At 56.6% G+C, this 15213-nt stretch carries 13 protein-coding genes; 8 read left to right on the top strand and 5 right to left on the bottom strand.

The features are described 5' to 3' along the window. The first annotated feature begins 15 nt into the window (after positions 1 to 15). Positions 16 to 2214 (top strand): catalase/peroxidase HPI, encoded by a 2199-nt coding sequence (gene katG / locus QLG08_RS00065; protein ID WP_014592998.1) that lies wholly within the window; start codon positions 16 to 18, stop codon positions 2212 to 2214. A 36-nt stretch (positions 2215 to 2250) separates the two neighbouring features. On the opposite strand, the gene QLG08_RS00060 is transcribed toward katG, so the two are convergent. Together QLG08_RS00060 and QLG08_RS00055 are read right to left on the bottom strand one after the other, a co-directional pair. Beyond that, positions 2251 to 3024: an amidohydrolase gene (locus tag QLG08_RS00060; RefSeq protein ID WP_013024761.1), complete on the bottom strand. Its 774-nt coding sequence runs from the start codon at positions 3022 to 3024 to the stop codon at positions 2251 to 2253. Further along, on the bottom strand, positions 3012 to 4172 hold the full coding sequence (locus tag QLG08_RS00055; RefSeq protein WP_014606510.1) for a pyridoxal phosphate-dependent aminotransferase: 1161 nt from the start codon (positions 4170 to 4172) through the stop codon (positions 3012 to 3014). Before QLG08_RS00055 ends, QLG08_RS00060 begins: the two co-directional genes overlap by 13 nt. Before the next feature lie 115 nt (positions 4173 to 4287). Between QLG08_RS00055 and QLG08_RS00050 the strand changes: the two genes are divergently transcribed. The 3 genes from QLG08_RS00050 to QLG08_RS00040 are packed head-to-tail and all read left to right on the top strand — an operon-like array spanning position 4288 to position 6126. Then, a complete protein-coding gene (locus QLG08_RS00050; protein ID WP_014606509.1) occupies positions 4288 to 4902 on the top strand; it encodes a methylthioribulose 1-phosphate dehydratase in 615 nt (204 codons plus the stop codon). After that, positions 4899 to 5582, top strand: a complete 684-nt coding sequence (mtnC, locus tag QLG08_RS00045; RefSeq protein WP_041930710.1) for an acireductone synthase — start codon at positions 4899 to 4901, stop codon at positions 5580 to 5582. Before QLG08_RS00050 ends, mtnC begins: the two co-directional genes overlap by 4 nt. 1 nt (position 5583) lies before the next feature. Continuing rightward, positions 5584 to 6126, top strand: coding sequence for an acireductone dioxygenase (locus QLG08_RS00040; RefSeq protein WP_014606507.1), 543 nt, complete (start codon positions 5584 to 5586; stop codon positions 6124 to 6126). 48 nt (positions 6127 to 6174) lie between these two features. On the opposite strand, the gene mtnA is transcribed toward QLG08_RS00040, so the two are convergent. After that, positions 6175 to 7197 (bottom strand): S-methyl-5-thioribose-1-phosphate isomerase, encoded by a 1023-nt coding sequence (gene mtnA, locus QLG08_RS00035; protein WP_210495068.1) that lies wholly within the window; start codon positions 7195 to 7197, stop codon positions 6175 to 6177. A gap of 137 nt (positions 7198 to 7334) precedes the next feature. Here mtnA and mtnK point away from each other — a divergent pair, with 137 nt between their 5' ends. Next, on the top strand, positions 7335 to 8534 hold the full coding sequence (mtnK, locus tag QLG08_RS00030; RefSeq protein WP_014606506.1) for an S-methyl-5-thioribose kinase: 1200 nt from the start codon (positions 7335 to 7337) through the stop codon (positions 8532 to 8534). Between the two features lie 31 nt (positions 8535 to 8565). Here the strand turns inward: mtnK and fadE are convergent, their stop codons facing one another. After that, the gene (fadE, locus tag QLG08_RS00025) at positions 8566 to 11013 is read right to left on the bottom strand and encodes an acyl-CoA dehydrogenase FadE (RefSeq protein ID WP_013024768.1); all 2448 of its coding nucleotides are present in this window, start codon (positions 11011 to 11013) and stop codon (positions 8566 to 8568) included. Between the two features lie 256 nt (positions 11014 to 11269). Between fadE and lpcA the strand changes: the two genes are divergently transcribed. Both lpcA and QLG08_RS00015 read left to right on the top strand, forming a co-directional pair. Then, positions 11270 to 11848, top strand: a complete 579-nt coding sequence (gene lpcA, locus QLG08_RS00020; protein WP_014593004.1) for a D-sedoheptulose 7-phosphate isomerase — start codon at positions 11270 to 11272, stop codon at positions 11846 to 11848. A gap of 54 nt (positions 11849 to 11902) precedes the next feature. Next, positions 11903 to 12676, top strand: coding sequence for a class II glutamine amidotransferase (locus QLG08_RS00015; RefSeq protein WP_013024770.1), 774 nt, complete (start codon positions 11903 to 11905; stop codon positions 12674 to 12676). Here QLG08_RS00015 and dpaA read toward each other — a convergent pair. Beyond that, positions 12641 to 13381 carry a peptidoglycan meso-diaminopimelic acid protein amidase gene (dpaA, locus tag QLG08_RS00010; RefSeq protein ID WP_014606503.1) on the bottom strand — a complete coding sequence of 247 codons (741 nt, stop codon included), beginning with the start codon at positions 13379 to 13381 and terminating at the stop codon, positions 12641 to 12643. The genes QLG08_RS00015 and dpaA overlap by 36 nt on opposite strands. 246 nt (positions 13382 to 13627) lie before the next feature. Here dpaA and dinB point away from each other — a divergent pair, with 246 nt between their 5' ends. Next, positions 13628 to 14683: a DNA polymerase IV gene (gene dinB, locus QLG08_RS00005; protein ID WP_014593005.1), complete on the top strand. Its 1056-nt coding sequence runs from the start codon at positions 13628 to 13630 to the stop codon at positions 14681 to 14683. The last annotated feature ends 530 nt before the right edge of the window (positions 14684 to 15213 follow it).

Genomic DNA, 15213 nt, shown 5'->3' with positions numbered 1-15213 from the left:
GCAACGGAGCCGATAATGAGCACGCCAAAAGATAATGATGTAGCCGCTTCAGGTAAATGTCCCTTTCATCACGGTAAATCGGAAGAAGAAAGCGTTCTGGCTCGTGGAGCCGGCAGTGGTACCAGCAATCGCGACTGGTGGCCAAACATGTTGCGCGTGGATCTGCTAAACCAGCACTCCAACCGTTCTAATCCCCTCGGCGAAAACTTCAACTACCGCGAAGCGTTCAGCACGCTGGACTACTCCGCACTGAAAGCCGACATCCGGGCGTTGCTCACCGACTCCCAATCCTGGTGGCCAGCCGACTGGGGCACCTACATTGGCCTGTTTATTCGTATGGCGTGGCACAGTGCCGGTACTTACCGCACCGTCGACGGGCGCGGTGGCTCAGGCCGGGGTCAACAGCGTTTCGCACCACTGAACTCCTGGCCAGATAACGTCAGCCTTGATAAAGCCCGCCGCCTGCTGTGGCCGGTAAAACAAAAATACGGTCAGAAAATTTCCTGGGCCGATCTCTATATCCTCGCCGGCAACGTTTCGCTGGAAAATTCAGGTTTCCGTACCTTTGGTTTTGGTGCCGGTCGTGAAGACGTCTGGGAACCGGATATGGACGTGGATTGGGGTAACGAAACCGAGTGGCTGGCCCATCGCCATCCGGAAAGCCTGGCTAACGCACCGCTGGGCGCGACCGAAATGGGGCTGATCTACGTGAACCCAGAGGGGCCTGAAGCCAGCGGCGATCCCGCTTCTGCCGCGCCAGCGATTCGCGCGACATTCGGCAACATGGGCATGAACGACGAAGAGATCGTGGCGCTGATTGCGGGTGGACATACCCTGGGCAAAACCCATGGTGCCGCCGCCGCCAGTCACGTGGGCGTCGATCCTGAAGCCTCACCTATCGAAGCACAGGGCTTTGGCTGGAACAACAGCCACGGCAGCGGTGTGGGTGCAGATGCGATTACCTCCGGCCTTGAAGTCGTCTGGACGCAAACGCCAACCCAGTGGAGCAACTACTTCTTTGAGAACCTGTTCAAATATGAGTGGGTGAAAACGCACAGCCCGGCGGGTGCGATTCAGTATGAAGCGGTCAACGCTGACGACATTATTCCGGATCCGTTCGATCCTGCGAAAAAGCGCAAACCGACCATGCTGGTGACGGATCTGACGTTGCGTTTCGACCCCGAGTTCGAGAAGATTTCTCGCCGCTTCCTGAACGATCCGCAGTCCTTTAACGAAGCCTTTGCCCGCGCCTGGTTTAAGCTGACCCACCGCGATATGGGGCCAAAAGCGCGTTACATCGGTCCGGAAGTGCCAAAGGAAGATTTACTGTGGCAGGATCCGTTACCGCAGCCAACGCATCAGCCGACGGCCGATGATATCAGTGAACTGAAGGCGAAAATCGCTGCATCAGGTTTGACGGTAAGCCAGCTGGTTTCGGCGGCCTGGGCTTCGGCTTCAACCTTCCGTGGTGGCGACAAACGCGGCGGCGCAAACGGTGCCCGTCTGGCGCTGGCGCCCCAGAACAGCTGGGCGGTGAACGCCAGCGTCATTAACGATGTGTTACCGAAACTGCAGCAGATCCAGCAGGAATCCGGTAAAGCTTCATTAGCTGACGTCATTGTCCTGGCGGGCAGCGTCGGCATCGAAATGGCCGCAGCCGCAGCCGGCGTCAGCGCACAGGTGCCCTTTACCCCAGGCCGCGTGGATGCTCGTCAGGATCAAACTGATGTAGAATCCTTTAACGTACTCCAACCGCTGGCAGATGGTTTCCGTAACTATCGTCGCGTACAGGGAGGATCATCCACTGAAACCCTGTTGCTGGATAAGGCGCAGCAACTGACGCTGAGTGCCCCAGAGCTCACCGTCCTGCTGGGTGGCCTGCGTGTCCTGGGCACCAACTTTGACGGCAGCCATCACGGCGTGTTCACCGACCGCGTGGGCGTGCTGAGTAATGATTTCTTTGTGAATCTGCTGGATATGCGCACCGCATGGCGTGCGACCGACGGCAGTGAAGAGATCTTCGAAGGCCGCGATCGTCAGAGCGGAGAAGTGAAGTACAGCGCGACGCGCGCCGATCTGGTGTTCGGTTCCAACGCCATCCTGCGCGCTCTGGCCGAAGTTTATGCCAGCAGCGATGCAAAACAGAAGTTTGTTACCGACTTCGTGGCGGCCTGGACGAAAGTGATGAACCTGGACCGTTTCGACCTGCAGTAAACGCCTGAATCGCCCCCGGCCTGGCCGGGGGCGATTTTATTCTGCCAACGTAAAGCCATCCGCATCGCGCCATGCCGGAAACCGCTCGCGATAAGCCTGCAACTCGGCTAGCGACAGCGACGCCTCAACCTGACCGGCTTTGAACGGCTCGCCCGCCGCCAGAATCTCCCCCTGCGGAGAAATAATTCGACTGTCCCCACTGTACTGATGCTGATTACCATCGCTGCCCACACGGTTGCAGCCTGCTACATATGCCTGATTTTCGATAGCGCGAGCCAGCAGCAGGGCCTGCCAGTGAAGGGCGCGCGCTGCAGGCCAGTTGGCGACATACAGCGCCAGATCGTAGTCATTTTGATTGCGTGAGAACACCGGAAAGCGCAGGTCGTAACAGATTTGCGGCAGAATACGCCAGCCGCGCCACGGAATCACCGTACGCGCCTTGCCCGCAACATAATGCTGCTGTTCATCGGCCATGCGAAACAGATGACGTTTGTCATACTGGTGCAGCGTGCCATCCGGCTCGACCAGCAGAAAACGGTTCACGGCGCCCTCAGCGGTATGAACGGCGGCGCTACCGCCCACCAGCGCATTGCTGCGCTTAGCATGGTGCTGTAACCATTCCACGACCTGCGGCTGCGGCAAGGCCTGCTGTGCGGCCTCCATGGCAAAACCGGTGGTGAACATTTCGGGCAGAATAATGACATCCCGTTGCGTGAGGTCGGCTAAGATCCGATCGAAATGGCGCAGGTTGGCCTCGCCATCCATCCACGTCAGTGGCTCCTGTAGCAGCGTTATCGCTAGAGTCGACATAACCGCTCCGCTGCCGCATCAAGTGTGGCTTCCTGTTTTGCAAAGCACAGCCGAATCAGTTTGTGCGGGAAAGGCGCCTCGCAGAATACCGACAGCGGAATGGCGGCTACGCCCACTTCACGCGTCAGCCACTGGCAAAAACTGACATCGTCCAGGTCCGAAATGGCACTGTAGTCCGCCAGCAGGAAGTAGGTGCCTTCACAGGGCAACAGGTGAAAACGACTGCTGCGCAAGGCCTGTATCAGTCGGTCACGGCGCGCGCGATAAAACTCGGGCAGTTCACGATAGTGTTCGGGATGCTGGCGCAGCATATCGGCAATCGCCAGTTGCGCAGGCGTGTTGACTGAAAACGTCAGGTACTGATGGATCTTACGGATCTCGGCGCTAATGGCCGCCGGTGCCACGCAGTAACCGACTTTCCAGCCCGTCATATGAAAGGTTTTGCCAAAGGATGACACCGCCACCGCACGTTGACGCAGCTCAGGGTGCGCCAGCACGCTGGCATGACCCTCCTGTGCAAAGCAGATGTGTTCATAGACTTCATCGCTCAGCACGTAGATTTCCCGGTCGGCGACAGCCTGCCATAACGCGGCATAGTCCGCGTGATGCCAGACGCTGGCCGAGGGATTATGCGGCGTGTTTAAGATGACCAGGCGGGTTTTGTCGCTTAGCAGCGCGGAGAACGCAGGCCAGTCAACCGTAAACAACGGTGGCTGCAAGGTGAGGCGTTTCAGTGTGCCGCCCGCCAGCTGTACCGCGGGCGCATAGCTGTCGTAACTGGGATCGAAACAGATGACCTCGTCACCGGGCCGCACCAGGGCGGTGATGGCGGCATACAGGGCTTCAGTAGCCCCTGCCGTCACGGTGATATCGCTGTTCACATCGGGCCGATAGCCATAGATCGCGGCGGTTTTATCCGCAATGGCTTCGCGAAGCGGTTGTGCGCCGGTCATGGGTGCGTACTGATTCGCGCCCTGACTGACGTGGTAAGCCAGCCTTTCCTGCAGGTAAGACGGACCATCAAAATCCGGAAATCCCTGAGAAAGATTAATCGCATTATGCTGCTGTGCCAGCGTGCTCATTTGCGTGAATATGGTGGTGCCGAGTGCAGGCAGCTTGCTCTCGGGCGTCAGGTTGGACTGCGTCATGATTAGGTAGCCTTACGCGCAAAAACGGTAGCGGAAAAACCCTTAGTTGATGCCACTATAAACAGGATGCTAGTATTTGGCAATCAAGACGCTTAGACGGCTAAAAGGAACGATGATGTCCGATTCTTCTGCAGTAGATCAGCTGGTGCAAGCCTGTCACTGGATAGGCGCGAAGGGCTGGGCACCGGCCACCGGTGGCAATATGTCGGTGCGCCAGGATGCACATGTTTGCCTGCTGAGTGAGTCGGGCAAAGACAAAGGCAGCCTGACGCGGGATGATTTTATTCAGGTCCACATTGCCACTAATCTGGCCCCCTCGGGCCGCAAGCCTTCGGCAGAAACCGCGCTGCACACGCTGATTTACCGTCTGTTCCCGGAGGCGGGCGCGGTACTGCACACGCACACGGTCAATTCCACGGTGCTGTCGCGGGTCGAGCAGGGCGCCGCCGTGCTGCTCTACGGCTATGAGATGCAAAAGTCGCTGAGCGGGCAAACGACCCACGATGCTACCGTGGCGATTCCCCTGTTCGACAACAGTCAGGATGTGGCGGCGCTGGCGTCAGAGATCGAGGATTATGCCGCCCGTTTTCCCCTGCGCTATGGCTTTCTGCTGCGCGGACATGGCCTGACCTGCTGGGGCAAAGATGTCGCTGAAGCCCGTCGTCATCTTGAAGGTCTGGAATTTTTATTTGAATGCGAGCGCCAACGTCGCCTGCTGGAGAAAGCATGATAAAGGCCATTGTTACCGATATTGAAGGGACCACCAGCGATATCCGCTTTGTACATAACGTTCTGTTTCCCTATGCCCGAGCGCATCTGGCTGATTATGTTCGCAAGAATCAGACGCAGACTGAGGTGCAACAGGCGCTAAACGCCGTGCGTACCGAAGCGGGGCAACCCGATGCCGATACAAACGAGGTCATCGCTATTCTGTTTTCTTACATGGATGCGGATCGCAAATCGACCGGCCTGAAGGCGCTGCAGGGAATGATTTGGCGCGAGGGCTACCTGAGCGGTCGCTTTACCGGGCACCTTTATCCTGATGTGCTGCCCGCGCTTACGGCCTGGCACGTGCAAGGCATTAAATTATATATATATTCCTCTGGCTCGGTTGCCGCGCAGAAATTGTTATTTGGCTACAGCGACGAAGGTGATATTACTGGTTTGTTCAGCGGCTATTTTGATACCCACGTGGGCGCCAAGCGTGAGAAGACGTCGTATCAGAACATCGCTGCGCAAACGGGCTTGCCCGCCGAACAACTGCTGTTTCTTTCTGATATTCATCAGGAGCTGGACGCAGCAGAGCAGGCCGGCTGGCACACGCTGCAGCTGATTCGTGACGCGGCAGATGATGACAGCCATCATCGTCAGGTCGCCGATTTTTCCCAGATTAACCCGGAGTCGATTTGAGATGAGTGCACTGACCATTTTTAGCGATAGCGATCCCAGCCAGCCGATATGGCACAGCACCGATGCTGAGGCGATTCGCGCGCGGCTGAATGCCAAAGACGTCCGTTTTGAACGCTGGCAGGCCGACCGCGATCTGGGCGAAAACCCGGATGCGGAAACGGTCATCAACGCCTATCAGCATGCCATCGACCGGCTGGTGGCCGAAAAAGGCTATCAGAGCTGGGACGTGATTAGCATGCGTGCCGATAACCCGCAGAAGGACGTTCTGCGCCAGAAGTTTCTGTCGGAACACACGCACGGCGAAGATGAAGTGCGCTTCTTTGTCGAGGGCGCAGGGCTGTTTTGTCTGCATCTGGACGGTGAAATTTTGCAGATCCTGTGCGAAAAGAACGATCTGATTTCGGTGCCCGCCGGCACGCCGCACTGGTTTGATATGGGATCGTCCCCGCACTTCACCGCGATTCGCATTTTTGATAATCAGGAAGGCTGGATCGCTAATTTCACTGGCGACAAGATTGCCGATGCTTATCCGCGCCTCGCGTAATCACGGCGCATTCTGCGGGCGGCTGACGCAATATGCCGCCCGTCCTGCTTACTGTGGCTGGAAGATGCCAGCGGCAACCTGAGCCGGTGCGATCACGCCGGTATCCAGCACCCAACCGCTGATCAGCGCGGCAGGCGTAACATCAAAGGCGGGATTGTAGACCTGCGCCTCTTCAGGGGCCCACTGCACGCTGCCGAAGCTTCCGGACACACCGGTGACTTCACTGGCGGCACGCTGTTCAATAGGAATGGCCGCGCCCGTCGGGCAGAGCCGATCCAACGTGGTATGCGGGGCCGCAACGTAGAACGGAATACCGTGATAGTGCGCTAACACCGCCAGGCTGTAGGTGCCGATTTTGTTCGCTACGTCACCATTGGCGGCGATACGGTCCGCGCCCACCCAGATAGCGTCCACGTTGCCCGCAGCCATCAGGCTGGCGGCCATCGAATCGGTGATCAACTGGTAAGGTACGCCGAGTTCGCCGAGTTCCCAGGCGGTTAAGCGCCCGCCCTGCAACAGGGGACGCGTTTCATCGACCCAAACATTTCGGACCTTGCCTTCTTGATGCGCGCGCGCGATAACGCCCAAGGCTGTGCCGACGCCTGCGGTCGCCAGGCCGCCCGTATTGCAGTGGGTTAACAGCTGGCTGCCGGGTTTGACCAGCGAGTTTCCGGCTTCGGCGATGCGATCGCAGAGCTGTTTATCCTCCTGCACCAGCCGCAAGGCTTCTTCTGCCAGGCTCGTCACCCTGTCTGGCTGCTCCAGCGCCTGTTTCATACGATCGAGGTTATTCATCAGGTTGACCGCGGTCGGGCGGGCGGCCCGCAATATTTCCAGCGACTGCACCAGCTGCTCGCGCGTTTCACCCTGTTCCGCTAGCAATGCCAGCAGCAGGGATGCAGACAGGCCAATTAACGGCGCACCGCGCACCCGCAGCGCATGAATATGTTCAACCAACTGCGCGACCGAATGGGCAGGCAGCCAGTTCTTTTGCTGGGGCAGGGCCTGCTGATCCAGTATCCAGAGCTGGTTGTTACGAACCTGTAAGCTGGTAGTTTGGAATGTCTGCATTGTTGGTGAAATCCATGTTGCGTTAATAGCGGATATTGTGCCAACATGCTTAACGGATGTATAGACGTCTGAACGGCTTATTACGAAAGATTAATCAGGTCCGGCTTGCACCGGCGTTTGTTGATGAGGAAAGGTCAATGTCGCAATACCGTACGTTCACTGCAGCCGATGCTGTGGAATATGCCAAAACGTTTGGCGGCATGGATGATCCTTCTGTTCTAAGCAGCGCGGAAGAGATTGGCGATGGTAACCTCAATCTGGTCTTTAAAATTTACGACAACCAGGGTAAAAGCCGCGTGGTAGTCAAACAGGCGCTGCCCTATGTTCGCTGCGTCGGCGAATCGTGGCCGTTAACCCTGGATCGTGCGCGTATCGAAGCGCAAACGCTGGTTGAGCACTACAAATATTGCCCCCAGCACACGGTTAAGGTTACGCATTACGATGCGGATCTGGCGGTGATGGTGATGGAAGATCTTTCCAGCCACCGCATCTGGCGCAGTGAGCTGGTGAAAGGCGCCTACTACCCTGAAGCGCCGCGTCAGCTCGGTGAATATCTGGCGCAGACGCTGTTTCACACCTCAGACTTTATTCTGCACCCGCATCACAAGAAAGCCGAGGTGGCGCGCTTTATCAACCCTGAGCTGTGCGAAATCACCGAAGATCTGTTCTTTAACGATCCCTACACTGACCACGAGCGCAACAGCTATCCTGACGCGCTGGAGCCGCTGGTCGCATCCCTTCGCACTGACGACGCGTTGCGTATTGCTGTGGCCGGGCTCAAGCACGTTTTCTTCAGCCATGCCGAGGCGTTACTGCATGGGGATATCCACAGCGGCTCGATTTTTGTGGCTGACGGCAGCTTGAAAGCGATTGATGCCGAGTTTGGTTATTTTGGACCCATCGGCTTTGACGTGGGCACCGCGCTGGGTAACCTGCTGATCAACTACTGTGGTTTACCGGGCCTGTTGCCTCCCCGCGAAGCCGTTGATGCCCGTGAGCAGCGCCTTAGCGACGTGCGTGATGTCTGGAATACCTTTGCGACGCGCTTCCTGGCGCTGGCAGAAAGTCACACCCAGGATGTGGCCATGGCGTATCCGGGTTATGCACAGGCGTTTCTGCGCAAAGTCTGGGCGGACACCATTGGCTTTTGTGGAACGGAGTTGATCCGTCGAACGGTGGGCATGTCGCACGTGGCGGACATGAAACTGATTCGGGATGATGAAATGCGCACCGATTGTATTCGCAATGCGATTACCCTAGGCCGCACCCTGATTCTGGCCGCCGGGCACGTGGACGATGTCGAGGCATTGATTGCCCGCATTCGTCAGGCAGGATAAAAAAAGGCCGACATGATGTCGGCCTGATTGTTTATGCCGCCTCACTGGGGCGGGCGGGTTTTGAGACATCCTGCTTTGCCGGCACGGCCAGCGCATCAGCCTCAAACTCATCCACGTTAATGGAACGCAGACGGCTCTGCTCGGCGCGTTTCAGCACTTCAGCTTCTTTGTCGTCAATCCAGCCCTGTTCCAACGCCTGTTTAGCCAGCGCATCCAGTCGGGTGAATGAGAAGTGTTTTTTATGCTGCTTGCACAGGCGGTCGTGAATCACTTCCGCCGCCATCACGTCCTGCAATGCCTGCTCTAACTGACCTGCAGGATTATGCTGGCTCGGCGCAAGATACTGACCGCGGCCCAGGCGCGTACGCGTCGCTGAAGGCACCTGCAGCATTTTTGCCAGTTTGTGATCAAGACGATCGGACGGTGCAGGGCAGTGCTGACCACCGGCAAACACCATCAGTCGAATAACGCCAGCCACCAGGCGGTTCGGGAAGTTACTCAGCAGATCGTCCATGGCTTTCTCTGCTTTATTCAGTGCATCCTGCACGCCCCAGTGCACCAGCGGTAAATCGGCTTCGTGGCGTCCTTCATCGTCATAGCGTTTCAGAGTGGCAGACGCCAGGTAGAGCTGACTCAGCACATCACCCAGGCGGGCAGACATCCGTTCGCGACGTTTCAGGCTGCCGCCTAAGACCGCCATAGAGACATCTGACAGCAAGGCCAGGTTGGCACTAATGCGGTTCATGTGCTGATAATAGCGACGCGTTACATCGCGGGTTGGCGCGGCGCTGGTGCGACCGCCCAGCAGGCCTAGCCACAGGCTGCGCATCGCGTTGCTGCCAACGTGACCAATATGGCTAAACAGCGCCTTATCGAAGGCGGCAACATCGTTGCTGGCGGCGGCGGCCATTTCCTGCAGGACATAAGGATGGCAACGAATTGCCCCCTGACCAAAGATAATCATGCTGCGGGTCAGAATGTTCGCGCCTTCCACGGTGATAGCGATGGGCGCACCCTGATAGGCACGCGCCAGGAAGTTGCTGTCACCCAGCATGATGCCCTTACCACCCGCGATATCCATCGCATCGATGATTGACTGTTGAGCGCGATGGGTACAGTGATATTTGACGATGGCTGACAGAACCGCGGGTTTTTCACCCTGCATAATCCCGGTGGTGATTAGCGTAGCGGCCGCGTCCATTACATAGGCATTACCTGCGATGCGCGCCAGCGGCTCTTCAATACCTTCCATTTTACCGATAGACAGTTTGAACTGACGACGGATGTGCGCATAGGCGCCGGTCGCCAGTGCCACCGTTTTCAGGCTACCGGTTGAGTTTGACGGCAGCGTGATGCCACGGCCGACGGACAGACATTCCACCAGCATCCGCCAGCCCTGACCGGCCATTTCCGGGCCGCCAATGATGAAATCAATGGGGACAAAAATGTCTTTCCCCCGGGTTGGACCATTCTGGAACGGTACGTTGAGCGGGAAGTGGCGATGACCGATTTCCACGCCCGGCGTGCTGGTTGGGATCAGGGCACAGGTAATGCCCAGTTCCTCTTTCTCGCCCAGCAGGTGCTCGGGGTCGGAAAGCTTAAAGGCCAGACCCAGTACGGTGGCGATTGGGGCTAACGTGATATAGCGCTTGTTCCAGGTCAGTCGCATGCCCAGCACCTGCTGGCCCTGCCATTCGCCCATGCAAACGACGCCGGTATCGGGGATTGCCCCGGCATCGGAACCCGCTTCCGGGCTGGTAAGGGCGAAACAGGGAATCTCATCGCCCCGCGCCAGACGCGGCAAATAATGGTCTTTCTGTTTTTCCGTTCCGTAATGTTGCAGCAGTTCGCCCGGACCCAGTGAGTTAGGCACCCCCACGGTAATCGCCAGAATACCCGATACGCCCGACAGTTTTTGCAACACGCGTGCCTGGGCATAGGCGGAGAATGCCAGTCCGCCGTACTCTTTTTTAATGATCATGGCGAAGAAGCGGTGCTCTTTCAGATAGGCCCACAACTCTGGCGGCATATCCGCCAGTTCATGGGTGATCTGGAAATCATTCGCCATGCGGCAGGCTTCTTCCACCGGGCCATCAATAAAGGCCTGTTCTTCCGGCGTCAGGCGCGGTTGCGGGTAGTTGTGCAGTTTCTGCCAGTCAGGTTTGCCCTGAAAAAGATCGCCTTCCCACCAGGTTGTGCCCGCCTCAATCGCCTCTTTTTCCGTACGAGACATCGGCGGCATGACCTGCTGAAAGCGCTGCAGCACCGGTTTGGAAAACAGTTTGCGGCGCAGGCTGGTCAGGTTCAGCGGCAGCAGGATGATCGCCAGCGGCAACAGCAGCCACGGCGTCCACAGGTGGGCCACCGCCATCGCAGCGGTCCACAGCAGCAGGATTGCGCTACTGAGTGACAGAGAGATGCGGTGATAAAACAGGGCGCCAATTAGCACCACTGTCGCAAGAATCGAGACAACCATCATAATGAAGTGCTCCGTTAAGTAGTAAGAGGTCTGACCTGTTATAAAGAGAGGTTTAAATCACCTGCTGGCATTTATCAATTTGTTTACATCGCAATTACAACCTGACTCACAAAATCAGCGAAACAGCGCCCGTAATGAAAATAACGAACGTGAAAAAAACGGCGGGCACACGGCTATCTGACCCTGTGGTGCTTTGCGCAGGTCAACCATTCCGTTAAACTTGCTGCGATTAACCTCCCCTACAAAGGACAAGTCTATGTATCAGGACATTATTCGTTCAGAGCTCAATGAAGCGGCAGAGACGTTGAATCACTTTCTGAGTGACGACGCGAACATTCACACCATCCAACGGGCGGCGGTGATGTTGGCTGACAGCTTCAAAGCGGGCGGCAAAGTGCTTTCCTGCGGCAACGGTGGTTCTCACTGTGATGCGATGCACTTTGCTGAAGAACTCACGGGCCGCTACCGTGAAAATCGTCCTGGATATCCGGCTATTGCCATTTCAGACGTCAGCCACCTTTCCTGCGTGAGCAATGACTTCGGCTATGACCACGTCTTTTCCCGTTACGTTGAAGCGGTAGGGCGTTCAGGCGACGTGCTGCTCGGGATCTCGACGTCAGGAAACTCGGCCAACATCATCAAGGCCGTTGAGGCTGCGCGTGCGCAGGGGATGAAAGTGATCACTCTGACGGGTAAAGATGGCGGCAAGATGGCTGGCAGCGCGGACATTGAAATCCGTGTGCCGCATTTTGGCTATGCCGATCGCATTCAGGAGATCCATATTAAAGTGATTCATATCCTGATGCTGCTGATTGAAAAAGAGATGGTCAGGTAACAGCACGACTGGCCTCCTGAGCGGCAGGAGGCGTTTTGACATAAGGCGGTTGCTATGTGCGAATTGCTCGGGATGAGCGCCAATGTTCCCACCGACATTTGTTTCAGTTTTACCGGATTAGTGCAGCGCGGCGGCGGAACAGGGCCGCATAAAGACGGCTGGGGTATTACGTTTTACGAAGATAAAGGTTGCCGCACCTTTAAAGATCCCTTGCCAAGTTTTAATTCCCCCATTGCGCGTCTGGTGCAGGAATACCCGATCAAGTCCCATTCCGTCGTGGCGCATATTCGCCAGGCGAACCGTGGGCCGGTCTCTCTGGAAAACACCCATCCGTTTACGCGGGAACTGTGGGGGCGAAACTGGACCTATGCGCACAACGGGCAGCTTAAAGGCTACAGGCAACTGGAGACCGGAACCTTTCGTCCGGTTGGTGAAACCGACAGCGAAAAGGCATTCTGCTGGATCCTGCACAAGCTGGCCACGCGCTATCCGCGTACGCCAGGTAACTGGCCTGCGGTCTTTCGCTATATCGGCGAACTGGCGGGCGAACTGCGGCAGAAGGGCGTGTTTAACATGCTGCTGTCGGATGGTCGCTACTTAATGGCGTTCTGCTCGACCAATCTGTTCTGGATTACCCGCCGAGCCCCTTTTGGCCGGGCGCAGCTACTTGATCAGGATGTGGAAATTGATTTCCAGAAACATACCGGCGCGAACGATGTGGTCACTGTCATTGCGACACAGCCGTTAACGGGGAATGAAACCTGGCACCGGATCGTGCCAGGTGAATGGGCTTTATTTTACCTTGGAGAGCGCCAGGAACGACTGTGAGGCCGCCTCAGGTTGTGTGATGACCGGGCTGCTGTTCATCACATATCTGCCGCTGGCAACATTTACCGTTGGCGGCTGATGATATTGCGCAAAGTAGGCATAGCCGGGCTGAAGCTGCTTCCAGAAATCCGCATAGGTGGAATAGCGATGACGCTGCATATTGCTCTCCGTCATACGAAACGGATAAATGGCAATATTCACTTCCTGCTGGCCATTGCGTAATGCGGCGTTCACATAAGTGAAAATCTGATCCATGTAAGCATTGGTCATGGCATAGCAGCCGATAGACTTGCAGTCGCCATGAATCATCAGGTAGTTACCGCTGTAGCCCTGATCGCGGTCATATTGGTTGGGAAAGCCAATATTAATCGCGCGGTAAAAACGGCTGTCTGGCTTCAGCTGATTCATTTTTACGCTGTAAAAACCTTCCGGGCTTTTAAAATCGCCTTCACGACGTTTAGGGCCAAGGCCGCCAGAAAAGTTGCAGATGCGGTAGGTATCCAGCAAACGGTACTCATTACCAATTTTGCCGTATAGCTCAAGCGTACGCTCTTCCTTAAAGATCTGAATATAAACCGGTGTACCAATTAGCTGTTTCTTTAATTCTTTACTGACCGGGGCCAGTTGCTGAACCGGCTCAGGAGTCATTGCCATGCTGAGGGCTGGCAGTAAAATCATCGCAAACAGAAGTGCGATTTTGCCCATGCTGTGTATACCTTGAAGTGAAGAAGAACAATGGCGCGGTAAGTGCGCCTCTGTTTGCATTATCGGAACTTTCCGCTACCGCAGCGCAACATTAAACATTGTGTGTTTTTTTAGCAATACAGCGCAGAGCAAAATGTCCATTTCTTTGATGGAATAGCGCTGAAAATTTGTAAAGTTTGTTAGCAACTGCAAGAAATATTGCACAAGTCTCTTCTGACTGTATACTTATCCAGTACTGGAGGGGCGATGCGTAAGATCATTCATGTCGATATGGACTGCTTTTTTGCAGCAGTGGAAATGCGTGATGACCCTTCATTACGTGATATTCCCATGGCCATTGGCGGCAGCCGCGATCGCCGCGGCGTGATCAGTACCGCTAACTATCCGGCACGTAAATATGGCGTGCGCAGTGCGATGCCGACCGGTATGGCATTAAAGCTTTGCCCCCATCTGCGTTTATTGCCTGGGCGCTATGAAGTCTATAAAGAAGCCTCCAGCCAGATTCGCGCCATCTTTTCCCGTTTTACCTCCCTTATTGAGCCGCTGTCGCTGGATGAAGCCTATCTGGACGTTACCGACAGTACGCACTGCCAGGGCTCTGCCACGTTGATCGCCCAGGAGATCCGCGCCACTATTTTTCGCGAAACGCAGCTCACCGCCTCGGCGGGCATCGCACCGATCAAGTTCCTTGCGAAGATCGCCTCTGATTTAAATAAGCCGGATGGTCAGTACGTCATCACGCCTGCGCAGATGTCTGACTTTTTGCTGGCGTTACCCTTGGCAAAAATCCCCGGCGTGGGGAAAGTCTCGGCAAAAAAGTTGGAAGAGATGGGCCTGCACACCTGCGCCGACGTGCAAAATGCCGATTTGGCGCTGCTGCTAAAACGGTTTGGTAAGTTTGGCCGGATATTATGGGAGCGCAGCCACGGTATTGATGAACGCGGTGTGGTGGTGGAACGCGAACGGAAATCATTAGGCGTTGAGCGTACGCTGGCTGACGATATCGACAGCTGGGAGCGCTGCCTGGAAATCATTGATTACCTCTATGCCGAGCTTGATCGGCGCCTGACGCAGATTCGCCCCGATAAGCATATTGCGCGCCAGGGCGTGAAGCTGAAGTTCAGTGATTTCCAACAGACGACTCAGGAGCATGTCTGGCCGGTGCTAAATAAAGAAGACATGATTGCCGTGGCGCGTAAAACCTGGGATGAGCGCCGGGCGGGTCGCGGTGTGCGGCTGGTGGGATTGCATGTGACGCTGGTGGATCCGCAGCTGGAGCGGCAGCTGTTGCTGGGCATATAGAGGGAGTTCCGCCGCTGGCGGGGATGGGTTTTGCTCTGAGTATGTTCCGCCCGCCAGGCGGCAGGGAGTTTCAGCCTGCCCGTGCAGGCGGTCGGGTTAAGGGGCTCGCGCCAGCCCCTTAACAATCCCGGCGTCCGGCAGCCGCCGCTGTTCCTTCGTCGTTTGCTGCGGCCTGACGGACCGTCCGGATGCGCCCTCCCTGGCGCAGCCGTCCTCGTCGCGGCGTCCCTGCCGCGCCGTCCTGGCCTTCGCTCTCTCCTCAGCGCGGCGGATGCCTCAGGAAAACCCCCGCCTGTGGGATCTTGTTCTTTGTTTGGTGGGGTTTTGCCTGGAGGGTTTTTCTTTAATGAGTTTGCCCTTAAGGCTGGCGCATACTTTGCCTGCCTGCGGGTATTTACGGTTTTGCTCCGTGCAGATTCCGCCCGCCAGGCGGTGGGGAGTTTCAGCCTGTCTGTGCAGGCGGTCGGGTTAAGGGGCTTGCGCCAGCCCCTTAACAATCCCGGCGTCCGGCAGCCGCCGCTGTTCCTTCG

The organism is Pantoea sp. V106_11 (assembly GCF_029967885.1).
GTDB classification, from domain to species: domain Bacteria; phylum Pseudomonadota; class Gammaproteobacteria; order Enterobacterales; family Enterobacteriaceae; genus Pantoea; species Pantoea ananatis.
The sequence above is the reverse complement of the archived record's forward strand: the minus strand, read 5'-3'. Positions and strand labels throughout refer to the sequence as shown.